Annotated in this window: 18 protein-coding genes and 1 riboswitch; of the genes, 12 read left to right on the top strand and 6 right to left on the bottom strand. The window is 38.5% G+C overall.

Going from position 1 to position 24,856, the window contains the following annotated elements; all coding sequences use genetic code 11:
* Positions 1–40: 40 nt before the first annotated feature.
* Complete coding sequence (locus GWI68_RS05115) at positions 41–745, bottom strand: GntR family transcriptional regulator (RefSeq protein ID WP_166539585.1); 705 nt, start codon at positions 743–745, stop codon at positions 41–43.
* 301 nt (positions 746–1,046) lie between these two features.
* Between GWI68_RS05115 and GWI68_RS05110 the strand changes: the two genes are divergently transcribed.
* Together GWI68_RS05110 and GWI68_RS05105 are read left to right on the top strand one after the other, a co-directional pair.
* The gene (locus GWI68_RS05110; RefSeq protein ID WP_166539584.1) at positions 1,047–2,675 is read left to right on the top strand and encodes an alpha-glucoside-specific PTS transporter subunit IIBC; all 1,629 of its coding nucleotides are present in this window, start codon (positions 1,047–1,049) and stop codon (positions 2,673–2,675) included.
* Positions 2,675–3,997 (top strand): 6-phospho-alpha-glucosidase, encoded by a 1,323-nt coding sequence (locus tag GWI68_RS05105; protein WP_166539583.1) that lies wholly within the window; start codon positions 2,675–2,677, stop codon positions 3,995–3,997. The genes GWI68_RS05110 and GWI68_RS05105 overlap by 1 nt, the downstream gene beginning before the upstream one ends.
* Positions 3,998–4,100: 103 nt before the next feature.
* Here GWI68_RS05105 and GWI68_RS05100 read toward each other — a convergent pair whose 3' ends face one another.
* Positions 4,101–4,421 carry an accessory factor UbiK family protein gene (locus GWI68_RS05100; RefSeq protein WP_109409117.1) on the bottom strand — a complete coding sequence of 107 codons (321 nt, stop codon included), beginning with the start codon at positions 4,419–4,421 and terminating at the stop codon, positions 4,101–4,103.
* A 202-nt stretch (positions 4,422–4,623) separates the two neighbouring features.
* Positions 4,624–4,783: riboswitch (FMN riboswitch) on the top strand.
* Positions 4,784–4,908: 125 nt separating this feature from the next.
* Here GWI68_RS05100 and ribB point away from each other — a divergent pair.
* Positions 4,909–5,562 (top strand): 3,4-dihydroxy-2-butanone-4-phosphate synthase, encoded by a 654-nt coding sequence (ribB, locus tag GWI68_RS05095; RefSeq protein WP_166539582.1) that lies wholly within the window; start codon positions 4,909–4,911, stop codon positions 5,560–5,562.
* 176 nt (positions 5,563–5,738) lie between these two features.
* Positions 5,739–6,524, top strand: a complete 786-nt coding sequence (gene ygiD, locus GWI68_RS05090) for a 4,5-DOPA dioxygenase extradiol (protein WP_166539581.1) — start codon at positions 5,739–5,741, stop codon at positions 6,522–6,524.
* Between the two features lie 337 nt (positions 6,525–6,861).
* Here ygiD and GWI68_RS05085 read toward each other — a convergent pair whose 3' ends face one another.
* The 3 genes from GWI68_RS05085 to tolC form a co-directional block, all read right to left on the bottom strand.
* Positions 6,862–8,025, bottom strand: coding sequence for a glutathionylspermidine synthase family protein (locus GWI68_RS05085; protein WP_166539580.1), 1,164 nt, complete (start codon positions 8,023–8,025; stop codon positions 6,862–6,864).
* An 8-nt stretch (positions 8,026–8,033) separates the two neighbouring features.
* A complete protein-coding gene (locus GWI68_RS05080; RefSeq protein WP_109409115.1) occupies positions 8,034–8,762 on the bottom strand; it encodes a DUF1190 family protein in 729 nt (242 codons plus the stop codon).
* A gap of 329 nt (positions 8,763–9,091) precedes the next feature.
* Positions 9,092–10,486, bottom strand: coding sequence for an outer membrane channel protein TolC (gene tolC, locus GWI68_RS05075; RefSeq protein ID WP_166539579.1), 1,395 nt, complete (start codon positions 10,484–10,486; stop codon positions 9,092–9,094).
* Between the two features lie 213 nt (positions 10,487–10,699).
* On the opposite strand from tolC, the gene nudF reads away from it, so the two are divergent.
* From nudF to pta, 8 genes are all read left to right on the top strand, one after another.
* Positions 10,700–11,335, top strand: a complete 636-nt coding sequence (gene nudF, locus GWI68_RS05070; RefSeq protein ID WP_166539578.1) for an ADP-ribose diphosphatase — start codon at positions 10,700–10,702, stop codon at positions 11,333–11,335.
* A gap of 226 nt (positions 11,336–11,561) precedes the next feature.
* The gene (cpdA, locus tag GWI68_RS05065) at positions 11,562–12,401 is read left to right on the top strand and encodes a 3',5'-cyclic-AMP phosphodiesterase (protein ID WP_166539577.1); all 840 of its coding nucleotides are present in this window, start codon (positions 11,562–11,564) and stop codon (positions 12,399–12,401) included.
* Between the two features lie 3 nt (positions 12,402–12,404).
* The gene (gene yqiA, locus GWI68_RS05060) at positions 12,405–12,980 is read left to right on the top strand and encodes an esterase YqiA (RefSeq protein ID WP_109409112.1); all 576 of its coding nucleotides are present in this window, start codon (positions 12,405–12,407) and stop codon (positions 12,978–12,980) included.
* A gap of 123 nt (positions 12,981–13,103) precedes the next feature.
* Positions 13,104–14,999: a DNA topoisomerase IV subunit B gene (gene parE, locus GWI68_RS05055; RefSeq protein ID WP_166539576.1), complete on the top strand. Its 1,896-nt coding sequence runs from the start codon at positions 13,104–13,106 to the stop codon at positions 14,997–14,999.
* 32 nt (positions 15,000–15,031) lie between these two features.
* Positions 15,032–17,989: a DNA topoisomerase IV subunit A gene (gene parC / locus GWI68_RS05050; RefSeq protein ID WP_166539575.1), complete on the top strand. Its 2,958-nt coding sequence runs from the start codon at positions 15,032–15,034 to the stop codon at positions 17,987–17,989.
* A gap of 64 nt (positions 17,990–18,053) precedes the next feature.
* Positions 18,054–18,803 carry a 1-acylglycerol-3-phosphate O-acyltransferase gene (locus tag GWI68_RS05045; protein ID WP_166539574.1) on the top strand — a complete coding sequence of 250 codons (750 nt, stop codon included), beginning with the start codon at positions 18,054–18,056 and terminating at the stop codon, positions 18,801–18,803.
* A gap of 321 nt (positions 18,804–19,124) precedes the next feature.
* The gene (gene ftsP / locus GWI68_RS05040) at positions 19,125–20,546 is read left to right on the top strand and encodes a cell division protein FtsP (RefSeq protein WP_166539573.1); all 1,422 of its coding nucleotides are present in this window, start codon (positions 19,125–19,127) and stop codon (positions 20,544–20,546) included.
* Positions 20,547–20,999: 453 nt separating this feature from the next.
* The gene (pta, locus tag GWI68_RS05035; protein ID WP_166539572.1) at positions 21,000–24,224 is read left to right on the top strand and encodes an autotransporter Pta; all 3,225 of its coding nucleotides are present in this window, start codon (positions 21,000–21,002) and stop codon (positions 24,222–24,224) included.
* A gap of 44 nt (positions 24,225–24,268) precedes the next feature.
* On the opposite strand, the gene GWI68_RS05030 is transcribed toward pta, so the two are convergent.
* Positions 24,269–24,856: IS3 family transposase (locus GWI68_RS05030; RefSeq protein ID WP_166539075.1), on the bottom strand; the 588-nt coding region annotated here is incomplete at its 5' end.

Here is a 24,856-nt window from a genome sequence, read left to right as displayed (position 1 = left end):
TCCAACTATTATAAATTTTTAATGATACTTTTATTAATGGTTATTGTTCTCTTTTTAAATGATACTCAACAATATAATCTAGAGTGTTTCTATACATAATTGAATAGTTAATATAATCGCCCTGAGTGCTATATGATAATGTGCTGAGTCTTAATATTGGAATGTTAGTTTCTATTTTTAATAATTGACAAATATTGCTATCAGGCATAATAGGGTGAAAAGTTTCATAACTTCCTGATATTTTTATTTGACAAATATTTTCAATAAAATCAAATTTAGAACCTTCTAAATGGGTTAAGGTTAAATTATGAAAATATTTAACAGGCATGTAACTGTCTTCAACAATAAGCGGTTTATTATCGACGTAACGTATTCGCCTTGAATAAAAAATACGTTCATTTGAGTTGATACGTAATTTACTGGCGATAGATAAAGGGCAGGGAATAACACAAAACTCTATGACTTCACTTTTTACATTGTGACCAGTATTTGCCATTAGTTCGACAAAACCTTTTAGGCTAGCATTTTCATGATGAACATCTTTTTCTTTAATATAAGTACCAGAACCATGTTTTCGTTCTAATAATCCTGCGTTCACTAATAAATCCACTGCTTTACGTATTGTCATTCTTGATACGTTGTATTGTTGTGCTAATGATTTTTCTGCTGGTAAAGGGTCACCAATTTGGTATCCAGCCGAATTTATTTGAATTCTTAGGCTTTTTACAATGTCTTTGTAGATCACTTTTATACCTCTTTTTATTCTTAAAATCGGCTCTCTTTATTTAATCTATCTGAATATAATTTTTTGATATATAAGATAATCATTTATACCTCTGAAATGTGCACGTTATCAAAAAATAAAAAGTGATCTGCTTTTTGACTAAAAGTGAGATCACTTTGCCTGAAAGATTAGTATGAATCAGATCACGAATAACTCATTTCAGATGAGAGAATAAAGAGAAAAGAATCTAATCTGAATTTACAGAAAAAGAATGAATTAAATAGCATATCGTTTCAGTAGCAGTAAATAAGAGGATATTTTTATGCTCAGTCAAATACAACGATTTGGTGGAGCCATGTTTACTCCTGTCCTACTATTTCCATTTGCAGGTATTGTTGTAGGCATTGCCATTTTATTACAGAATCCATTATTTATTAGTGAAGATTTATTAAGACCCGATAGTTTATTTGCCCAAATTGTTCATATTATTGAAGAGGGGGGATGGACTGTTTTTCGTAATATGCCTCTTATTTTTGCAATTGGCTTACCAATCGGTTTAGCTAAAACTGCACAAGCAAGAGCTTGCCTTGCTGTAATGGTGAGTTTTCTCACTTGGAATTATTTTATTAATGCAATGGGAATAGTTTGGGGAAGTTATTTCGGCGTAGATTTTACAAATGAAATTGGCGGGAATAGTGGCTTAACAATGATAGCTGGAATTAAAACATTAGATACCAGTATTATTGGGGCGATTATTATTGCGGGTATAGTTACAGGTATTCATAATCGTTATTTTGATAAACAGCTCCCTGTCTTTTTAGGTATATTTCAAGGAACTTCGTATGTTGTATTAATTAGTTTCTTTGTTATGTTACCGTTAGCGTGGATAACATTATTTTTCTGGCCAAAAGTGCAAATTGGTATTCAATCTTTGCAAGTATTTATGGTTGAATCTGGCTCTTTAGGTGTTTGGATATATACCTTTCTTGAACGTATTTTAATTCCTACTGGCTTACATCACTTTATTTATGGCCCATTTATTTTTGGCCCAGCAGTCACTGAACATGGAATTCAAGTTGATTGGGCCCAAAATATGCAATATTTCAGTCAAAGCACTGAATCTTTAAAAACGTTATTTCCAGAAGGTGGCTTTGCACTACATGGTAATAGCAAAGTCTTTGGTTCTATTGGTATAGCACTTGCTCTCTATTTTACTGCTGCACCTAAAAATAGAGCCAAAATTGCAGGTTTACTTATACCCTCTGCATTGACCGCTGTATTTGTGGGAATAACAGAACCTTTAGAGTTCACATTCTTATTTATCTCTCCGCTATTGTTTGCCATTCATGCCGTGTTAGCCGCCACATTAGCGACAACGCTTTATCACTTTGGAGTTGTCGGAAATATGGGCGGAGGGATCATCGATAATTTCCTACCTATGAATTGGATCCCAATGTTTCATAACCATTACGGGATGATTATTACGCAAATAGTTATAGGTCTGATTTTTACAATGATTTGGTTTGTGGTGTTTAGAACATTAATTATCAAACTTAATTTAAAAACACCAGGTCGTGAAGAAGATGATGAAGAGATCAAGCTCTATAGCAAACAAGATTATAAAAATAAAAAATCACAGGTTTCGGATAGTTCAAAAACAGCAAAAGAAGATCGCAAACTCGCACTCCCTAAAGGCATTCTTGAAGGCTTAGGAGGAGGGGCAAATATCAAATCTTTAAATAACTGCGCAACACGTTTACGTATTGAAGTGATTGATAACGAAGTAATTGAAACAGATGCCTATTTTAAAGGGCTCGGTGTACATGGTGTAGTGCGTAAAGGCCATGCATTGCAAATCATTATCGGGCTACACGTTTCTCAAGTGAGAGACAAAATTGAACAACTTATGAAAGAAGATCCACAAAAAATCACCTTGTCGGAGGCTATATAATGAAGAAGTTCTCAGTCGTAATTGCAGGTGGCGGTAGTACATTTACACCCGGTATTATTTTGATGCTACTGGAAAATTTAAAACGTTTTCCATTAAGAGCCATCAAATTTTATGACAATGATGCCGAGAGGCAAGAAACCATTGCTAAAGCTTGTGAAATAATTCTTACTGAAAAAGCACCTGAAATTGAATTTTGCTATACCACAGATCCTAAAACTGCCTTCACGGATGTTGATTTTGTTATGGCTCATATTCGTGTTGGTAAATATCCAATGCGTGAAAAAGATGAAAAAATTCCTTTACGCCACGGCGTATTAGGGCAAGAAACCTGTGGGCCTGGTGGTATTGCTTATGGTATGCGTTCTATTGGGGGCGTATTAGAATTGGTTGAATATATGGAAAAATATTCACCTAATGCATGGATGTTAAATTATTCTAACCCAGCAGCCATTGTCGCCGAAGCTACTCGCCGCTTAAAGCCGAATGCAAAAATCTTAAATATTTGTGATATGCCAATTGGTATTGAGTCACGTATGGCGCAAATTGCAGGGTTAAAATCACGTAAGGAGATGCGTGTCCGCTATTACGGCTTAAATCACTTTGGCTGGTGGACGCAAGTTGAAGATTTACAAGGTAATGATTTACTGCCTATTATTCGTAAACATGTTGCTGAGCATGGGTATATTCCTAAAGTAGCAGGAGAGCCAGTTGAAGCAAGTTGGAACGATACCTTTGGTAAGGCAAAAGATGTTTGGGCGTTAGATCCAGCAACTATGCCAAATACTTATTTGAAGTATTATTTGTTCCCTGATTATGTTGTTGCGCATTCTGATCCTCATCATACGCGTGCTAATGAAGTGATGGAGCACAGAGAAAAGAACGTTTTCAACGCTTGTCGAGCCATTACAGCCGCGGGTAAATCATCAGCAGGTCATCTTGAAATAGATGAACATGCTTCTTACATTGTCGATCTTGCAACGGCTATCGCGTTTAATACCCAAGAAAGAATGTTGCTGATCGTTCCTAACAACGGATCAATTATTAATTTTGATCCTGAAGCAATGGTGGAGATCCCCTGTATTGTCGGAAGTCATGGACCAGAGCCTTTAGTCATGGGCAAAATTCCATTATTTCAAAAAGGGATGATGAGTCAGCAGGTTGCCGTTGAAAAATTAGTGGTAGAAGCCTGGATTGAAAAATCCTATTTGAAACTGTGGCAAGCCATAACGATGTCTAAAACTGTGCCAAGTGCGACCGTTGCAAAAGCAATTTTAGATGATTTAATTGAAGCGAATGAAGACTATTGGCCAGAGCTAAAATAGTGAGTAATTGATTTATAGAGCACATAAAAAATAACCCTGTGTCTGGGTAAGATACAGGGTTTTTGCTTTATTAATAAAGAGAATAACTAATAAAGTAAATAGATTAAGCTTTATTTTCTGCTTGAGTTTCTACTGTAATTTCAACGTCTTCAACTTGGATAACTTCAGCTTGAGGTTTTGCAATCAGACCAGCTTCTAGCTCATTTAAACGGTGTTCTAAGCGTGTTAGTTTTTCACGAGTGCGTAATAAGACTTGAGTCTGTACATCAAACTCTTCGCGATTAACTAAATCCAACTTGTTTAATTGAGATTGCAGAACAGTGCGGATTTTTTTATCAATATCATCACCAAAATCTTTGATGCCTTGTGGCAGAACGTTTTGGATTTGGCGCGCGACTTGTTCAAGTTTTTTCGGGTCCAACATGGGAAGTCCTCACAAATAAAATAGAAAGCTGAGGCTAAGTGTAATATGAGGGCTGAGGGAATAAAACTAGATATCAGGATTATTGTTACTTTTTTATTATAAATCGTTAAATAACCGTATGTCATAAAGTGATTATGTGATTAAACAAGTATTGTCACGGATTGATGATTGCCTCTTATAATTTTAAAGCGTATAGTTTCTTCGTTAATCTCAGGGCGGGGTGAAAGTCCCCACCGGCGGTAGATACTTGAAGATCCAAGTAAAGCCCGCGAGCGCTTTGTGTTGCCATTGTAATGCAAAGGTCAGCAGATCCAGTGTGATTCTGGAGCCGACAGTTAAAGTCTGGATGGGAGAGAATAAAATAGCATCAGTAGGATCATTGTATCCATTCCTGTTGTTTCTGCTTATGTTTTTTATTAAGCAGAGATCCACTCCTAAGACTGCCCTGGTTCTGGTAACTTTCATTAATTATTGAGGTTTTTTTACCATGAATCAGACGCTACTTTCCGAATTCGGTAATCCATTTGAGCGTGTTGAACTTGCTCTTGAAGCCCTTCGTGCTGGTAAAGGCGTGATGGTGCTCGACGACGAGAACCGCGAAAATGAAGGCGATATGATTTTCGCAGCAGAAACGATGACCACAGAACAAATGGCGATGTCTATTCGTCATGGTAGTGGCATTGTGTGTTTATGCATTACAGAAGAACGTCGCCAGCAACTTGATTTGCCTATGATGGTGGAAAATAACACTAGTCATTTCCATACAGCATTTACAGTAACGATTGAAGCGGCACAAGGTGTAACAACAGGTGTTTCAGCATCTGATCGTTTAACCACAGTACGTGCAGCTGCTGCTGACAATGCAAAACCAAGTGATTTAAATCGTCCAGGCCATGTATTCCCATTACGAGGCCAACCTGGTGGTGTATTGACTCGTGGAGGACACACAGAAGCGTCAATTGATTTAGCAACATTAGCTGGTTTTAAACCAGTTGCAGTGTTATGCGAATTAACCAATGACGATGGCACAATGGCAAGAGCACCTGAAGTGATTACTTTTGCTAAAAAGCACAATATGCCTGTGTTAACTATTGAAGATTTAGTGGCTTATCGTCTTCGTGAGGAGAAAAAAGCTGGCTGAAATTAACATGTTATAACCGACACTGAAAACACACACACACTTATTCAAGCCACTTAAGGAAACTTAGGTGGCTTTTTTCATATTTTTTGAATAACTATTTCATACTTCTTTGACTATATTTCAAGTAAGAAGGCGCTATGCTAACGCCATAAGATCACAAGCCATAAGAGGTGATTATGGACACAAAAATGATGCCAGCGCTGTTTATTGGGCATGGTAGCCCAATGAATGTATTAGAAGACAATACATATACTCGCCTCTGGTCAAAATTAGGGGAAACACTTCCTCAACCTAAAGCGATTTTAGTGATTTCTGCCCATTGGTATACCGATGGAACTTATGTAACGGCAATGTCGCAACCAAAGACAATTCATGATTTTTATGGATTTCCTGCAGAATTATATGCAATAGAATATCCAGCACGAGGTTCGATAGGTTTAGCTGCGCTGATTGAAGATCTTATTGATCCGATTAAATTAAAACTCGATATGGATCAATGGGGATTAGATCATGGAAGTTGGGGGATACTCGAAAAAATGTATCCCAACGCGAATATTCCTGTTGTTCAATTAAGTATTGATGCACACCAATCAGCGCAATGGCATTATGAATTAGGGCAAAAGCTGGTTGAATTACGTAAAGAAGGCGTCTTAATTATTGGTAGCGGTAATATCGTTCACAATTTAAGAATGATGGACTGGCAAAATAGCGATGCGACACCTTATCCTTGGGCATTGGCTTTTAATGAGACAGTCGAAAATAGTTTACAAAGCGATAAGGTACCAGAAGCGTTATTTACGATTTTATCAACAGAAGAAGGGAGATTGTCACATCCCACTCCCGATCATTTTTTGCCTGTTTTGTATCTATTAGGTTTAAAACAAGCGGGTGAAAAGGCAACAGTGCTGAATAATGATATTGTGAATAAATCACTAAGTATGATGACGTTTCAAATTGGATAAAACCATCCAATAAAACCTATTGATATAAATAAAAGGCCAAATTCATTTTATGGAATTTGGCTTTTTTTAAATTAAATATAATGTATCGACTCATTATATTTCCCTCGTTATTGACCTTTCTAATTTTCTATATAGATATAATTAATATACTTAACATTTTGTTTATATTGTGTGTGTTAGGCCTGAGATCCATACAGCAATAGTGTCTGCTATGGATATGATCATCTCTGGAATATAGTCTTATATTGAAATCATCAAAATAGAAAGCTATTTTGAATAAAAAAACACCTTACCGCTAACAAGCAATAAGGTGCTCAATATAATTTTAAGATTTCTATCAATCTAAAATAATATGTGGATAGAAGCGTGAGAGATCTTGCGTGATAAGCTCTCTATCTTCTCTAATGCAAATACCTGCGGATTGATCGTTAACCAGCCAGCTACCAATTAATGTATAACTATCACCAAATTTTGGCAGTGGATGGAAATCTTGAACAATAAAGCCTTCTTCACCGTAAGGGCCATCTGCGACAGCAATATCCTTGCCGTTTTCAACAATACGAATATTTGCACCTTCGCGTGAAAACAGTGGCTTGATAACATAACGTGATAATGAATCAGGCGCTTTACCTTCATAGAAATAAGCAGGTAGCAGATTAGGGTGATTAGGGAACATTTCCCAAAGCATTGGTAATAATGCTTTATTTGAGATAATGCTCTTCCAAGAAGGTTCTAACCAACGAATACCAGCATCAGCCAGTTTAGTTGAGAAGTCTTCACGGAACATAAATTCCCAAGGGTAAAGCTTAAACATGTTGCTGATTATCTGATCTTGCAGATCAGTTAATTCACCACGCTCACCTAAACCCAGATCTTCAATAAAGACAAAATCAGTTGTTACTTGGGCTTCTTCGGCACAATCTTGTAAATATTGAACTGTACCGCGATCTTCTTCAGTGTCTTGGCAGCAAGACATATGCAGATAACGCATTCCGTATTGATCACGAAGCTCAGCAAAGCGATCAATTAACTTTTCTTGAATACTGTTAAATTGATCTGCATTTTGCGGTAAACGGCCAGCCTTAACTTGATCTTCAAGCCAGATCCATTGAAAAAAAGCAGATTCATACAGTGAGGTTGGAGTATCTGCATTATTTTCTAACAGTTTTGCTGGGCTTTTACCGTCATAGGCTAAATCAAGACGTGAATAGAGTGAAGGTTGCGATGATTTCCAAGAGTCACGCACAAAATCCCAGCAGTGACGCGGGATTTGAAAACGAGTTAGCAACTCTTCACTGTTCGCCACTTTATCCGCGACTTGTAAGCACATCTGATGAAGCTCTTCCGTGGTTTCTTCTAGAGTTTCAACTTCATCCATTGAGAATTGATAATAAGCATCTTCAGACCAATAAGGCTCGCCATACATGGTATGAAAGTTAAAGCCAAATTCCGTTGCTTTTTCTCGCCAATCCGGGCGTTCAATAATATTTTCGCGTTTCATGGTGTTAATTAGCCACCTGAACGGTAAGAAGATGAACCGGTTGAGCTACGGTTATTATTCGTTGCACTGGTACGCTGAGCCGCAGCTTGTCTTGATACTGTATTACCGAAGCCACCTCGAGTTACCGTTGAGGTTGTTGATGGTTTTGGCGTCATTGCTGTTTTTGGTACGTTCATTTGACGACCACCAACCGCAGGACCATAGTTACGGCCTGTTGCATCCACAAATTTACCGTTTGCAGGGCTTGTTGGATTACGCGAGCTAAACAGTGGTTGTGCTGGTGCGCCACCACCCATAAGACGACCCATCATATAGCCCGCCATTAATGGCATAAAGAAGCTACCACCTGAGTTAGCTTGTGCCATTTGTGAGCTGTCTGGGTTTAAATTATTGGCATTTTCAGTACTAACAGGCTGTCCATCAATAGACGCAGTTTGAGTACATTGAGCATCACCGAATTCAGCTACGCAGTCTTCTAATGTGGCGTATTTAGGTGCTGTACGCTGCGCTTCTTGCAATGCAGTGCGATAAGAGTCTTCACACTGTGCCGCTTGTGACGGATTCGCTTGAGCACATTCTTGTGCGTTCATATACAGTGAAACTGTCTCGTCGCTCTCTTCACATCCTGAAAGCGCGAATACAGCAGTGATGGCGATTGCAACAGGCGCCAGACGATAAGGACGAAATGCTTTACGGAAAGCATCACGATTAATCGATTTGGTACGTTTCATTGGCATATTGATAAGATCCATAAAAGGTAAAACGTTCAAAATAAAAGCTAGGATAGGTTAAATAGTCTAGAAAATAAATAAGAAACGCCTAATCATCAGGGATAACCAGAAATTTGTGATCTTTATAAGGTTAAGGGTAATGAAATTAGGTAAATCCTCTCTTTTTAACCTAATTGTAATTAAGGTATTTGTTAATACAAGAATATAGATATTGTTGAGATCTTAATTTAATTCATAACACAATATCTTATGTGAAGAGAAAGCATAAAAAAAACCGCTTATCAGTTTATCGCTGAAAGCGGCTTTTTATAAGTGACTAAATTCTTAATTTACGATCAAGGCGCAACGTTAAGAGCAGGGCTTGTTAACGGGCGAATAATGTTATCTGGTGAAGTTGAAACTTCTTCTCCTAGTGCATTATTAAGCTGAATTAAGTCATTCTCGTTTAATGTGCCACGCGCGTATTCAATATTTAATTGGTTAATTAAATAGTCATAACGTGCGTTAGATAATTTCTGTTTTGCATCATAAAGCGTTGTTGTGGCATTCAACACATCAACAATAGTACGAGTACCCACTTGATAACCCGCTTCAGTTGCATCTAATGAACTTTGTGCAGAAACAACAACTTGTTGATACGCTTTGATGCTACTGATTGATGCAGAAATATTGTTATAAGAAGAGCGCGCGATTTGGACAATAGAGCGATAAACCGACTCTAATTGTTCGCTTGCACTTGTAAAGCCATATTGTGCTTGTTCAACTTGTGAGCTTGTTCTGCCACCAGTATACAGAGGGATGCTAACAGACAAACCAATGCTATTTTGACCACTGTAACTATTACGGCTACTAACATCTGCTGGTGGTAATGCACTACCATGATTATGGCTATTTGATACGCCAGTTGATGCATTTAAGTCTACAGTTGGTAAGTGACCTGATTGCGCTAAACGAATATTTTCGCGAGCTAAATCTTGACCTAAACGTGCGCTCAATAAACTTAAGTTACGTTCTTCGGCATCTTTTAACAGTTTCTCAATAGAATCTGGTGAAGTTGTTGAAAAACGGCTGATGTTCAGTGATGCTAGATTAATATAATAGATACCACTAACTTGGCGCAGTTTCTCTAATGCGTTATCTAATTGATTTCGACCCGCCACTTCTTGTGCCAGTACGCTATCATAATTAGCTCGCGCATTTTGTACGTCAGTAATTGCGACTAAACCTACGTTAAAACGTTGAGTTGTTTGATCTAACTGGCGGTAAACTTGTTCTTTTTGCGCTTCAATAAATGATAACGAATCAATAGCGCGTAAAACATCAAAGTAAGCGGTAGCAGTGTCTAAAATCAGCTTTTGCTGACTTGTTTGGTAAGTGACATCACTCATGCCCGCTGTTTTTTCTTGAATGTTTAATTGGCGCCATAACGCCATGTTAAACACACTTTGAGTTAGCGTTAAACTTGCACCAATAGAATTGGATTCGGTATCTCTTGCGTCACGGTAGCCGCTTTTATAATCTGCGGATGCGCCTAATCCTAATTGTGGTAATAATGAGCCACGAGCTTCATTAATTTTTTCAAAAGCTTGATTTCTTTCAGCTAATGACTTGCGTAACTCAGGGTTACTGTCCTTTGCTTTTTGATAAACTTGAAGCAGATCCTCAGCCTGGCTTGCAGTGCTGAATCCTGCCAAACTCATCGTGACCAAAAGAGAGAGCAGTTTTTTCATTTTAATTCCTTGTTGCAACAGTTTCGCTGAGTTGCCTCTGTTAATCTTGATTGGGGATAATTCTAGCAGATTGTTTCCCTAAGTAGGGGTAGCCATTTGTGCCATATCCTTTTATTTTAGATTAACTTTACATGAATTGTTGGCAAATTTCTTTAAATCTGTATTAAACGTAAGCAATAAAAAGACTCTTAAATGTAACTTAAGGAACATTGTATGAAGAAAAGGGAAAATATACCATTTTTATACGGTCGTGAAGACGTGAAATTGCTCTCTCAAAGAGATTTATATAAAGGCTTTTTCCGTATGACTGAGTACCGCTTTAAACATCGCCTTTTTGAAGGTGGATGGAGTGAAGAAGTTAAACGTGAAGTCTTTGAGCGAGGCAATGCGGGGGTTTTGTTAGCTTATGATCCTAAACGTGATGAAGTTGTATTAATTGAGCAAATTCGTATTCCTGCGTATGAAACCAGTGAGACACCTTGGTTGCTAGAAGTGATTGCCGGTATGGTCGAACAAGGGGAAAGCCCAGAAGACGTTGTTAGGCGCGAAGCCCAAGAAGAAGCGGGCGTTATTGTTGGGCGATGTGAGCCAATTATTAGTTATCTTTCTAGTCCTGGTGGCACCAGTGAAAGAATGCATGTCTATGTTGGCGAAGTTGATGCAACAACGGCAAAAGGTATTCATGGGTTAGCGTGTGAGAACGAAGATATTCGTGTTCATGTAGTGAGCCGAGAACAAGCCTATCGTTGGGTTGAAGAAGGCGTTATTGATAATGCAGCATCTGTTATTGCTCTGCAATGGTTACAACTTCATCATATTGCACTAAGAGAGCGTTGGTCAGTAATTTAATGCATTAATAAACGGTTAAAGGGTGTTTTTAACGATATTATCAAGTAGAGTAACTATCTCTAAGTATACGATATCAAATGAATTAAATTGTAAAATGAAGTGAAAAAAACGTGACTGAAAGCGAGAATATTTCTCACTAATCTTTTGAAATGTGTATTGGTTGGCAGATCTTTACTACGAAAATACGTTAACATAACGGCTAATGAGAGTGAAACAAGGAAACCTTTTGGAAAGCCAGCTTGAATTATCGGTGAAACACAAAAACACCGTAAGAATATTACAGATCACAGACACCCACCTCTTCGCTAATGTGGAGGATACTCTGCTGGGCATTAATACCTATCGTAGCTACCATGCGGTATTAAATGCAATTAGAGAGCAGGGGCTTGAGGTGGACTTGATTGTTGCGACAGGTGATTTAGTTCAAGATCAAACCTTTGAAGCTTATCAGCATTTCGCTGATGGTATTGCAACACTAACACCACCTTGTGTTTGGTTGCCAGGTAATCATGACTATCAACCTGCGATGATTGATGCTTTAAATCAGGCAGGTATTTTGTCGGCAAAACAAGTGTTGATTGGTGATAGTTGGCAAATGCTGTTATTAGATAGCCAAATTCAAGGCGTTCCTCATGGTGAGTTATCAGATTGTCAGCTAGATTGGCTAACACGTTGCCTTGAAAGCCAAAAACACAGGGATACGATCATTTTGTTACATCATCATCCTATGCCTTCTGGATGTACATGGTTAGATCAACATAGTTTAAGAAACTCTCAAGAATTATCTGAGCGCTTAAAAGGCCATACTCAGGTGAAAATGATGCTTTGTGGTCATATTCATCAAGAAATGGATGAAATGTGGAATGGTATTCGTATGTTGGCAACGCCTTCGACTTGTATTCAGTTTCGCCCTCATTGCACAAATTTTACCTTGGATACGGTTTCTCCAGGTTGGCGCTATTTAGAAATGTCTCTTTCATCGGATGAAAAAGGTAAAGTTGAAACACAGGTATATCGTTTATCAGGCACTGAATTCTGTCCTGATCTTGATGCGGATGGCTATTAAGTCATGTCTCGTATTCTTTACTTACATGGCTTTAATAGCTCACCAAAATCCGCTAAAGCCCAAGCTTTTCGGCAATGGTTAGAAGCAACGCATCCTGAAATTGAATTAATAGTGCCTCAATTGCCACCTTATCCTAAAGAAGCGGCTCAATTAATTGAAACAATAGTCAAAGAAAGTGCAAATGATAAGCTTGGATTAATTGGCTCATCATTAGGTGGCTATTTATCGATCTGGTTATCTCAGCGTTTTAATTTACCTGCTGTTGTTGTTAATCCCGCTATTCGTCCTTTTGATCTCTTACAAAATTTCTTGGGTGAAAACGAAAATCCCTATACACATCAAAAGTATAAATTAGAACCTCATCATATGGATGAGTTACTTGCCTTACGTATTCCCGTAATTACATCACCCGAACTTATTTGGTTGCTTCAACAAACCGGAGATGAAATACTTGATTATCGTCAAGCTGTCTCATATCTTGGCGCGTGTAGGCAAACCGTAGAATCGGATGGAAATCACGCATTTGTGGGTTTTGAACGTTTTTTTCCGAAAATTATTCAATTTTTAAAGATAATTTAGCCTTTCGGTTAATTAACCTGTAAAACGTAGGTTGATGTATCTACCCGAAAATTAATATCATATTGCCGCAAACACCTGTTATTATAAACAGTATTTTCTAACAGCGAACCGCAGATTAAAACAATGACTCAATCAAGTTATAACGCAAAGGATATTGAGGTTCTTAATGGTCTAGAACCAGTACGTCGCCGTCCTGGCATGTACACTGATACGACTAGACCGAACCATTTGGCACAGGAAGTGATAGATAATAGCGTGGACGAGGCGCTTGCGGGACACGCATCGAAGGTCGATGTCATTTTATATGAAGACCAATCTATCGAAGTTATCGACAATGGGCGAGGAATGCCTGTCGATATTCATCCTGAACTTAAGGTCTCTGCTATCGAGTTAATTCTTGCTCACCTCCACGCCGGAGGAAAATTCTCTAATAAAAACTATCAATTTTCCGGTGGGCTACATGGTGTAGGGATCTCGGTTGTTAACGCACTTTCTAAGCGTATTGAAGTGACCGTTCGTCGTGATGGTAAGATTTATCAAATTGCTTTTGAAAATGGCGACAAAGTCGAAGAGTTACACGAAATTGGAACTTGTGCAAAGCGAGATACTGGAACAAGTGTGCATTTTTGGCCTGATGGCTCTTATTTTGATGTTCCTCGCTTTTCCGCCAAAAGCTTATCTCACGTATTAAAAGCCAAAGCCGTATTGTGTCCCGGTGTTAATGTCTCTTTTGTTGATAAAGTGAATAACACACAAGAAAACTGGTGCTACGCTGACGGCTTAACCGATTATTTAAGTGAAGCTGTCGCTGAATTTATTCGCCTTCCTGAAGAGCCTTTTACTGGAAAATTTGAAGGGGATAACGAAGCGGTTGAATGGTCTATGTTATGGCTGCCTGAAGGTGGCGATCTACTCACTGAAAGCTATGTTAACTTAATTCCGACAGTTCAAGGTGGTACACACGTAAATGGTTTACGCCAAGGTGTGTTAGATGCAATGCGTGAATTTTGTGAATTCCGTAATTTACTACCAAGAGGTCTTAAACTAACTGCCGATGATACATGGGAGCGTTGTGCTTATGTATTATCAGTGAAAATGCAAGATCCTCAATTTGCAGGGCAAACTAAAGAGCGACTCTCCTCAAGACAAACCAGTGCATTTGTTGCAAATGCTGTAAAAAATGCTTTTAGCTTATGGCTAAATCAGAATGTTCAAGTCGGTGAATTACTTGCTGAAATGGCAATTAGTAGCGCTCAACGTCGTATGCGTGCTGCCAAAAAAGTGGTGAGAAAGAAACTCACTTCAGGGCCAGCATTGCCGGGTAAATTGGCTGATTGTACTTCTCAAGATTTACGGTATACCGAACTGTTTTTAGTTGAAGGAGACTCTGCAGGAGGCTCAGCGAAACAAGCGCGTGATCGTGAGTATCAAGCGATTATGCCACTACGTGGTAAAATTCTAAATACATGGGAAGTATCTTCAGATGAAGTGTTAGCGTCACAAGAAGTCCATGATATTTCGGTAGCGATTGGTATGGATCCTGATAATGATGATTTAAGCCAATTACGTTACGGTAAAGTTTGTATCCTTGCGGATGCGGACTCAGATGGTTTACATATCGCAACCTTACTGTGTGCTTTATTTGTGCGCCATTTCCCTGCGCTTGTTAAGCAAGGGCACGTTTATATGGCGATGCCACCGCTTTACCGTATCGATTTAGGTAAAGAAGTTCATTATGCCCTTGATGAATCAGAAAAAAATGCCATTTTACAACGTTTAAGCCGTAAAAAAGGAAAGCCCAACGTACAGCGCTTTAAAGGTTTGGGTGAGATGAACCCAATTCAATTACGTGAAACAACGCTTGATCCTAATACGCGCCGTTTAGTGCAATTGGTAATTGATGATGAAAATTATCAAGAAACCCTAGGCATGATGGATATGTTGTTAGCGAAGAAACGCTCTGAAGATCGCCGAAATTGGTTACAAGAGAAAGGCGATGAAGTTGACATCGAAGTGTAATGGATACCACAAGAGTCTGAGGAAAAAATTGAATGAGTGAATTGACTCATGATGGTGTAGAGCGCCAAGCGCTCCACTTATTTACAGAAAATGCCTATCTCAACTACTCCATGTACGTCATTATGGATCGTGCATTGCCTTTTATTGGAGATGGGCTAAAACCTGTGCAACGTCGCATCGTTTATGCGATGTCAGAGCTTGGTTTAAGTAATAACGCTAAATTTAAAAAGTCAGCCCGTACTGTTGGTGACGTGCTAGGTAAATATCATCCACATGGTGATGGTGCATGTTATGAAGCCATGGTACTTATGGCTCAGCCTTTCTCTTATCGTTATCCGTTAATTGACGGACAGGGTAACTGGGGGGCGCCGGATGATCCGAAATCTTTCGCTGCAATGCGTTATACCGAATCCCGCCTTTCAAAATATTCACAAACTCTATTAAGTGAATTAGGACATGGTACGGTAGATTGGATCCCTAACTTTGATGGCACAATGCAAGAGCCGAAAATGTTGCCTGCCCGCTTACCTAATATCGTGCTTAATGGCACAACAGGTATTGCGGTTGGGATGGCAACGGATATTCCACCGCATAATGCACGTGAAATTGGACAAGCCTTAGTGATGCTTTTAGATAATCCTGATGCGGGATTATCTGAGGTGATGCAATATGTTCAAGGCCCTGATTATCCAACTGAAGCTGAAATTATTACGGCTCAAGACGATATTAAAAAAATCTATAAAACGGGTCGCGGTTCGGTCAGAATGCGAGCTGTTTGGCAAAAAGAAGAGGGATGCGCCGTTATCACAGCGTTACCTCATCAAGTTTCTGGCGCCAAGGTACTTGAGCAAATTGCAGCCTTGATGCGAGCAAAAAAACTGCCTTTAGTTGAAGATTTGCGTGATGAATCCGATCACGAGAATCCAACCAGACTTGTGATTGTTCCTCGTAGTAATCGTGTTGATTTAGAGCAAGTGATGTACTACTTGTTCGTAAATACCGATTTAGAGAAAAGTTATCGCGTTAACCTGAATATGATTGGGTTAGATAACCGTCCAGCAGTAAAAGGATTACTGACGATTTTAAATGAATGGCTGGTGTATCGTCGCCAAACAGTCACAAATCGTCTAAATCATCGCTTAGAAAAAGTGTTGCGTCGCTTAGAAATTCTCAAAGGTTTATTAATTGCTTATCTTAATATTGATGAAGTGATTGAGATCATTCGTCATGAAGATGAGCCAAAAGCAGAATTAATGCGCCGCTTTGAGTTATCTGATATTCAAGCTGAAGCTATTTTAGAGTTACGTTTACGTCATTTAGCCAAACTTGAAGAGATGAAACTAAAAGGTGAAAGTGATGAGCTTGAAAAAGAACGTGACAGTATTGAAAAATTATTAAGTTCACCACGCCGTTTAAATACGCTACTGAAAAAAGAGATTGAAGCAGACGCGAAAGAATTTGGTGATGACAGACGTTCCCCTATTCGCCCTCAGGAAGAGGCGAAAGTGGTTAATGAACAAGATATGTTGCCATCAGAGCCTGTGACCATTGTGCTGTCTGAAATGGGTTGGGTACGTAATGCAAAAGGACATGATATTGATCCTAGTGGTATGAGTTACCGTGCCGGGGATAGTTATCACAGTGCAGTCCGAGGCATGAGTAATCAACCTGTTCTGTTCCTTGATTCTACTGGTCGAAGCTATACGTTAAGCCCGAATGATATGCCTTCAGGGAGAAGTCAGGGGGAACCACTAACAGGAAAATTAACTTTCCCACCTGAAGCCAGCGTGAAATACATGTTAGCAGGCAGTGCTGGGCAAGAATATTTACTGGCAACAAAAGAAGGTTATGGTTCTGTTCTCTCTTATGATGAGATGGAAACAAAAAATAAAACGGGTAAAGGGTTACTGACAGTTTCAGAAGAAACAGAGTTACTAGAGCCTTTCTTAGTTGATCCACAGAAAAAGAATGATCAGTATTGGTTTATTATCATCACGGATAAAACACGCATTTTAGCTATTTCAGCAGAACAACTGAATGAAATGAACAAAAAAGGACGTGGAACTCGCTTAGTTGCGTTAGGTAAAGAGCAAGGTGATGTCATTGAACAAATGCTGTTTGCCCCTAAAAATGAGGCATTAATCTTTACTGTAGATGGTCAGCACGAAGTGCTTAAAGCCGAAGAGATTAGCTATTTTAGTGGTAATGCAGGTGATGAACCTATTCCATTAAAACATCTACATCCTGAAGCTGTTACGGTCATTATGTCGGAAAAAGGACTCATTCGTTGCCAGAAAGGCCATAATATTGATGCTCAATCTGTTGGTTTTAAAGCAGGTGATGATTATTTCGCTGCTATTGAAGGAATGAGCAATCAGCCTGTACACTTAATAGATACCACAGGTCAAAGCTATACCGTTGATGTTGATGCCTTGCCTTCTGGTCGTAGCAAAGGCGATGCGCTGACTGAACGATTAAAAATTCAGAAAGGTGCCCAGTTACGCCATGTTGTTATGGGCGAAAGCACTGATAAGATCTTAATGGCATCTGATGCTGGTTATGGTTTCATCTGCCAAGTTGATGATTTAACTTCTAAAAATAAAGCAGGAAAATCATTACTAACATTACCTGAAAATGCATTACCTTTACCGCCACAACGTTTGAATAATGAGTTAACTGATCTCATCATGATCATTACTAAAGGCGGTAGAATGCTGATTTTTGAAGCGGCAGAATTGCCAACGATGGTAAAAGGAAAAGGAAACCAGATGGTTTCTATTCCAGCTTCACAAGCTGCAAGTGGTGAGGATAATGTCGCTTGGTTACGTGTATTACCAGAAAATGCTTCAGTAACACTGCATTTTGGCAAGCGTAAACTGACAATGTCGATGAATGAGCTAGTTAGCTTTAAAGCGAAACGTGGACGCCGAGGAACTTCATTACCTCGTGGTGCTCAAGTTATCGATCATATTGATATTGAAACAAATTAAACTTAATACTTAATTGATATTTAGTGGGTCTATTGACCCACTTCTATTTAGGACGCTAAAACTTATGTTAGCCATTATTCGAGGCATTATTGTCATTCTTTACACCATTATTGTGGTGACGTTTGGAATAATTTATTGCATGTTTTCACCAAGAAATCCAAAACATGTAATGACTTATGGACGAGCATTTGGCAAGTTATCTCGTATTTTTGGGATTAAACTTGTTGAACGTTTTCCAAAAGATGCAAAAAGCTATGGCCCAAGTATTTATATTGGAAACCATCAAAATAATTTTGATATGGTAACAATGTCGAATGCAGTACAACCTAATACAGTGACTGTGGGCAAAAAAAGCTTAATCTTTATTCCTTTTTTTGGTCAATTATATTGGATCACGGGTAATATTTTGATTGATAGAGCAAACCGCTCTAAAGCACATGGCACAATTTCACAAGTTGCCGATCAAATTAAATCGAAGAAAATTTCAGTGTGGATGTTCCCTGAAGGAACGCGTAGTCGTGGTCGTGGACTTTTACCGTTTAAGACAGGAGCGTTTCATGCTGCAATTCAAGCTGGTGTACCTATTATTCCGGTTTGCGTGTCGACAACACAAGGTAAAATTAAAATCAATCGCTGGAATAATGGCTACGTGATTGTTGAAATGTTGCCTCCGATTGATGTTTCAAAATACACCAAAGATCAAGTTCGGGAATTAGCCGAAGATTGTCGCCAAATTATGAAAGAGAAAATTGAAGAGCTAGATAAAGAAGTTGAAGAGATGAATAAGCGTGATTTTCCTGGCAAATTAAATTAACGTCTACACATTATCTATATGAGACATAAGCCTGATTTTCAGGCTTATACTCGTCATACTTCAAGTTGTAGCGTTGTCGTCTAGCTGCATCTTGAATGATTTAAAGTATATGTTTGTATGTATCTTACTTATCCCCTAACTACATCTCGAATTATTTAAAGTATAGTTATCAACTATTTTTAGGATTTATGTCACATCCGCGCTATTATGCTCCCGTAATTTCATTTAAGTCCTTTTGTCTTTAAATCACAGCAGCTTTTTTTCCTGTCCAATGTTTTTGATTATGCGGTAGGAATATTTGTATTTTGTTGCGGAGAAAGTATGTCATTTAGTCGTCGCCAGTTTATTCAGGCTTCAGGCTTAGCGGTATGTCTGGGCTCAATATCTTCTTCTGTTCGTGCTGGATCAGTCAATGATAAACAATTACCTATACCGCCATTGTTGGAATCTCGTCGTGGCCAGCCTCTGTTTTTGACTTTGCAAAATGTGCATTGGGCATTTAATGGTACGCAAAAAGCGGAAGTTTGGGGGATCAATGGCTCAACACCGGGACCGACAATCAAAGTTAGAAGTGGCGATGATATAAAACTTATTTATAGTAACCGTCTTAGTGAAGCTGTATCTATGACCGTAAGTGGTTTATTAGTTCCTGGTACACAAGTCGGGGGGGCTGCTAGATTAATGTCACCAGGCGCGTATTGGTCGCCGGTATTACCCATTCGCCAAAAAGCAGCAACGTGTTGGTATCACGCCAATACTCCCTTTAAAATGGCGCCTCATGTTTATAACGGGCTGGTGGGAATGTGGATTGTGGAAGATGAAGAGAGTCGATCCCTACCTTTACCCAAAGAGTATGGTGTAAATGATTTTCCGCTGATAATCCAAGATAAACGAATTGATAATTTTGGCACACCGCAATACGACAAAGAAGCTGCAAGTGACGGTTTTTATGGTGATACGTTGCTCGTGAATGGGCGTGAAGATCCTTATATCGAAGTTTCTAGAGGGTGGATTCGGTTACGTTTAGTTAATGCATCTAATGCTCGCCGTTATGAATTAACTGCAAATGATGGTCGATCGCTTTACCTTATCGCCTCAGATCAAGGTTTATTAACATCCCCCGTAGAGTTGAAATCAATTCCAATGGCTCCGGGTGAACGACGTGAAATACTTGTTGATATGTCTGAAGGTGGTGAAGTCATCATTACAGCAGGGCAAAGTGCCGGATTTATGGACAGACTTCGTGGTATCTTTGAGCCTTCCGATTTATTACGTAATGCCAATATATTGACGATTAGACCGACAGGATTAATGTCATTAGTTACTGATAAAGCGCCACAGCAATTAGCGCTGGATGACACTCAAATTACCACCTCGATTCAACCTAGAACCATTCAACTTCATAACAGTCCTCCAGGTATCAATAATGCTCGTTGGGAGCTTTCAAGAATTGATTTGGTGGGTAAACAAAATGGCTGGGAACGTTGGCTTGTCACTGTACCAACGCCTCAATCATTCCATATTGAAGGCGCTCGTTTTAAAGTCATTAATCATAATGGGCAAAAACCTTCACCTGCGGATTTTGGTTGGAAAGATACGGTTTGGATAGAAAGTCAGAGTGAGTTATTAGTGGAGCTAAAACAACCTTCTTATTCCCACTTTCCTTTCTTGTATTACAGCCAGTTACTAGAAAATGCAGATAAAGGAATGGTAGGACAAATGGAAATCACGCCTGTAGAATAATAGCTTAGTCATAGTGCTAAATTAAAATAAAAACAGTATTTTTAAAATAAAAATACTGTTTTTTTTTATATCTAAATAATGCAGATTATATTTTTTCGACTAAAGTTAAATAGAGAATAATATTCTCATTTTTAATTTGTTAATAAATTTAGAGTAATTGTTTTTTTATCTACACTCTCTTTATTAAATTGATTTAAATATTGATATTAATAGAAACAATGTTGATTAAAGTTGGTTTTAACTTTTTGTAATATAATGTATTGCGATCTAAATTTGTTTAATCTATCTGTTAATTTGTGATTACATAGTCAATCTATCTATTTTTCTGGCATGAAAACATATTTTTGAGATGCCCTTCAAGTAATTATTTCTCTAGAAACAAGAGAATCTTTGCGTCTTTTATTTTTGATCCTTAATAAATGTTATTAATTTAAATATAACTGAAGGTACAGAATGAACAAAGAAATAGCTTTAAGTCACCATCACAAAATGAATAAAAATAATAGAATAAATAAAAATATATTCCAACTATCCCTTGTTGCATCCGCGTTATTTTTTTCTGGATATTCCGTTGCATATTCAGAAGCTGGACAATTAGGTGATACAAAAAGTTGGGAAAGCCAAGAATATCAAAAAGACTGGGGCTTGGCGGCTATGAATGCCTCTAGTGCTTATGCACTTGGTTTCCATGGGCAAGGTGCCAAAATCGGTGTAATGGACTCTGGTGCATTATTATCACATCCAGAATTGAATGATGCTCGGTTTCATGCTGTGAAAGCCAAAGGCCAATATGGTTCAACGGGTATGCGTTACCCTCAGGAAATGGGGGGACATTATGAAAAAGGTCAGGCCTTTGATGTTGATGGAGGTTGGATCAAAGGAGTGAATGATACACACGGAACACATGTTACAGGCACCGTAGGCGCAAGCCGTGATGGCAATGGTATGCATGGGGTAGCGTGGGGAGCTGATGTTTATTTAGGAAATACAGGCGCAACAGACAGCAATAACTACGGGCCATATCAAGATTACACCTATTTCTACACTGGCTGGAAAGCCATGGTCGATGCAGGGGCTCAGGTAATTAATAATAGCTGGGGTACAAACCCTCGTATTATTAACGCAGATAAAACGGTAGGCCCTGATGGCGGTAATACAACAGTGCATATGCCAGTAGATACCACTGCACAAACTGAATATGAATATTTCTACTTTAAAAAAGTCTATGGCGATAAACCTTCCTTTGTTGATGCGGCTTATGATGCAGTAAAAGGCACTAACGTTGTACAAGTATTTACAACCGGTAACCGTGACTTTGCTCAGCCTTATTATCGTCCTCTTTATCCTTACTTTAATCCTGAAGCAGAAAAACATTGGATTGCGGTTGCGGGTCTGAAACAGAATGCGGACAAATCAGGTTATGAATTAGAAAAAATCTTTAATGAAGCGGGCAATGCGAAATGGTGGACGGTTGTTGCACCAGGTCGCAACATTTATTCGTCAGTTGTTGATGAAGAGGGAAATGCAGGTTGGAATACCTTTAGTGGTACATCAATGGCTGCTCCTCATGTTACAGGTGCCATGGGCGTATTGATGTCACGCTATCAATCAATGAATGCGATGCAAATACGTGATGTGATGTTTACAACAGCCAATCACCGTAATCCAGATGGCTCTTTATATGATAGCTGGACTGCGGCTGAAGGAACGCCTGATGTGCGTTATGGTTGGGGTACGCCGGATTTAGATAAAGGGATGTATGGTCCGGGTCAGTTCTTAGGTAAATTTGAATATAACTTAAGCATGACTCCACTTGATGTTTGGACAAATGATATTTCACAAACTGCGTTAGATCTACGTGAACAAGAAGATCTCGCATGGTTGAAGGAATATACAGATAAAGGCATTGCAGCTGGTGGTGATTACAATCTAGGTACTGATTTTGTTATCAACGATGGTAACCCTGATCCAACTTCCCATATTGTTAGCAAAGAAGATGCTGAAAAATGGCGTAAAGAGTATTACCAAAAACGAGCTGATGCTATTCAAGCTAAAATTAACGCTGGTTTGTATGATGGGGCTTTAGTTAAGAAAGGCGAAGGTACATTGGTTATGACTGGCGATAATACTTATCGTGGCGGTACAACAGTCGAACAAGGTACTTTATATGGCTTTACCGAATCGTTTGGCACTGAAGCTGTTAACGTTAATGGTGGTAAATTAAGTGTTATTGATCGCTATAACGATACCTTTACACAACAAGGCCAACTAGCATCAAACGAAAGCCACAAAGCTAATATTAATATCAACGATAAAGGCACGTACTTAGTTACCGTTGGGCATGATGTTAATGTCGGAGATATGGCCTTAAATAAAGGGGCAAGTTTAGATATTGGTGCTGATAGTGAAGGTCAATTAAAAGATATTTACCTTAATAATACCGTCACAATAGGTACCGTTAATGCAGACAATTTAGTTGATAATCGTACTAAAACTAAAATGTTAGCGAATAACAATCCAGGCAGTGATTATGCATTATTTGATAAAAATGTTTCTGTAAAAGACAACACAATTACAGGTACATTAAGTAAGAAAGAAAATACCTCTTTAGCCACATTTGCGAATAATGAAAATGGCCGTTCTATTGCTAATACTTTAGATAGCACAGGTCGTGGCGATTTATTCAATGCTGTATTACCAATGAATGAAAGAGATCTGAATAAGACTTATGGATCATTGGGCAGTGATATGTACCTTAATGCTAACAGTGCAAGTGTAGTGAATGTGTTAGGTTTAACACGCACAGTGAAAGATCAAGCAATGGGTATTGGACAAGGCCGTTATGCTAAATTGGATAATAGTAATGCACGTATTTGGATGACGGGTATTGGACAATGGGGCAACATCGATTATGGTCATAGTAATATGGATGTTGATTTCTATGTCGGTTTATTAGGCGCAGAAATAGATGTGACCGAAAATACCAAAGCAGGCCTCTTCTTCGGTGCGGGTTCAACCAAATATAAAGGGAATGAACACGGCAAAATAGATAGCAACGATATCCATATTGGTGCTTATGGTGTGTCTAATTTATTTGATGTGGCTTCGTTAAACTATGGTTTTACACATACTAACCAAGATAGAGATGCTAAAAGAACACTCTGGGTAGGACAAAATGCAGGTTATAACTCTACAAGTTATGATGCAAAAATTACTCAAATTTTCTTAGAAGGTGCTTATACTCAATTTAATACGAATCAGTACTCTATTGAGCCATATGCAGGATTCAGTTGGTTACGTGTATCAACTGATGATATCAATGAAAATGTCGGTAATATGAAATTTATCACTAAGACTGATTCACAAGATATTCAAGTAGGTACTATCGGTTTACGTGGTGGATATCCATTTATGGCTGGTAGCGTTAATATGGCATTAAAAGGCGATATTTCTGCAAGTCATTTATTTGGTGATAACCGCCCTGAATCACGTCTTTTCTTATCTAATTCCGGTGATGCAACTTTACGTGGTGGCAAACTGGATAATCTGTTTGGTGTTGGTCTAGGTGTTGATGCACAATTAAGCAAATCAACAACTTTCGGGCTTTCTTACCAAGGTCAATATAATAGTGATGTAAGCTCAAGTGGTATTAATGCAACACTGAAAATTAATTTCTAAAATTTATTTGTTTTTGACTAGTCCTGATATAGGTTGACAATTTTTCAGGCATAAAACGCTCGATGTACTTCATCGGGCGTTTTATAGTTTAACGATAAGTGTGGCCGTTTTTCATTATAGAGTTGAATTGATTCTTCTACTAATTTTCTTGCTTGTTCCAGATTACTCGGTTTTATCAGTAGATACTCCATTTTTAATATTCCATTAATTCGTTCTGCTAAGGCATTTTGATAACAATCATACCCATCAGTCATAGAACATTGAATATTATGCTCTTTATGTATCTTCTGATATTCCGAAGAACAATACTGTATCCCTCGATCTGAATGATGGATTAACGAAGTTGTCGAAGTCCGTTTTTTTAACGCCTGAACCAACGATTTCTTCACTGAACTTGTTTTCATATTGTTATCTAAATGATATCCCACGATTTTTCGTGAATACGCATCCGTAATTAAACTTAAATAAGTATCACCTTCATGCGTCGATAAATAGGTAATATCTGCCACCCAAAGCTGTTCTGGTTGTGTGGGGATAAACCCTGACTTAATTAAATTTGGATGCCGATGAAAACGATGATGGCTTAAGGTTGTTCGATGATAAGCCCGTTTATTAGGCACCAGTAACTGATG

This window comes from Proteus sp. G2669, assembly GCF_009915245.1.
Classification (GTDB): Bacteria; Pseudomonadota; Gammaproteobacteria; order Enterobacterales; family Enterobacteriaceae; genus Proteus.
This window is presented reverse-complemented; position numbering and strand designations above follow the sequence as displayed.

What these genes read in the sequence shown, in the direction of transcription:
- ftsP (WP_166539573.1), top strand. Translation starts at nt 19,125, where the DNA reads ATGTCATTTAGTCGTCGCCAGTTTATTCAGGCTTCAGGCTTAGCGGTA.
- nudF (WP_166539578.1), top strand. Translation starts at nt 10,700, where the DNA reads ATGAAGAAAAGGGAAAATATACCATTTTTATACGGTCGTGAAGACGTG.
- yqiA (WP_109409112.1), top strand. Translation starts at nt 12,405, where the DNA reads ATGTCTCGTATTCTTTACTTACATGGCTTTAATAGCTCACCAAAATCC.
- GWI68_RS05110 (WP_166539584.1), top strand. Translation starts at nt 1,047, where the DNA reads ATGCTCAGTCAAATACAACGATTTGGTGGAGCCATGTTTACTCCTGTC.
- GWI68_RS05045 (WP_166539574.1), top strand. Translation starts at nt 18,054, where the DNA reads ATGTTAGCCATTATTCGAGGCATTATTGTCATTCTTTACACCATTATT.
- pta (WP_166539572.1), top strand. Translation starts at nt 21,000, where the DNA reads ATGAACAAAGAAATAGCTTTAAGTCACCATCACAAAATGAATAAAAAT.
- ribB (WP_166539582.1), top strand. Translation starts at nt 4,909, where the DNA reads ATGAATCAGACGCTACTTTCCGAATTCGGTAATCCATTTGAGCGTGTT.
- GWI68_RS05085 (WP_166539580.1), bottom strand. Translation starts at nt 8,025, where the DNA reads ATGAAACGCGAAAATATTATTGAACGCCCGGATTGGCGAGAAAAAGCA.
- GWI68_RS05080 (WP_109409115.1), bottom strand. Translation starts at nt 8,762, where the DNA reads ATGCCAATGAAACGTACCAAATCGATTAATCGTGATGCTTTCCGTAAA.
- parE (WP_166539576.1), top strand. Translation starts at nt 13,104, where the DNA reads ATGACTCAATCAAGTTATAACGCAAAGGATATTGAGGTTCTTAATGGT.
- ygiD (WP_166539581.1), top strand. Translation starts at nt 5,739, where the DNA reads ATGGACACAAAAATGATGCCAGCGCTGTTTATTGGGCATGGTAGCCCA.
- GWI68_RS05100 (WP_109409117.1), bottom strand. Translation starts at nt 4,421, where the DNA reads ATGTTGGACCCGAAAAAACTTGAACAAGTCGCGCGCCAAATCCAAAAC.
- parC (WP_166539575.1), top strand. Translation starts at nt 15,032, where the DNA reads ATGAGTGAATTGACTCATGATGGTGTAGAGCGCCAAGCGCTCCACTTA.
- GWI68_RS05105 (WP_166539583.1), top strand. Translation starts at nt 2,675, where the DNA reads ATGAAGAAGTTCTCAGTCGTAATTGCAGGTGGCGGTAGTACATTTACA.
- tolC (WP_166539579.1), bottom strand. Translation starts at nt 10,486, where the DNA reads ATGAAAAAACTGCTCTCTCTTTTGGTCACGATGAGTTTGGCAGGATTC.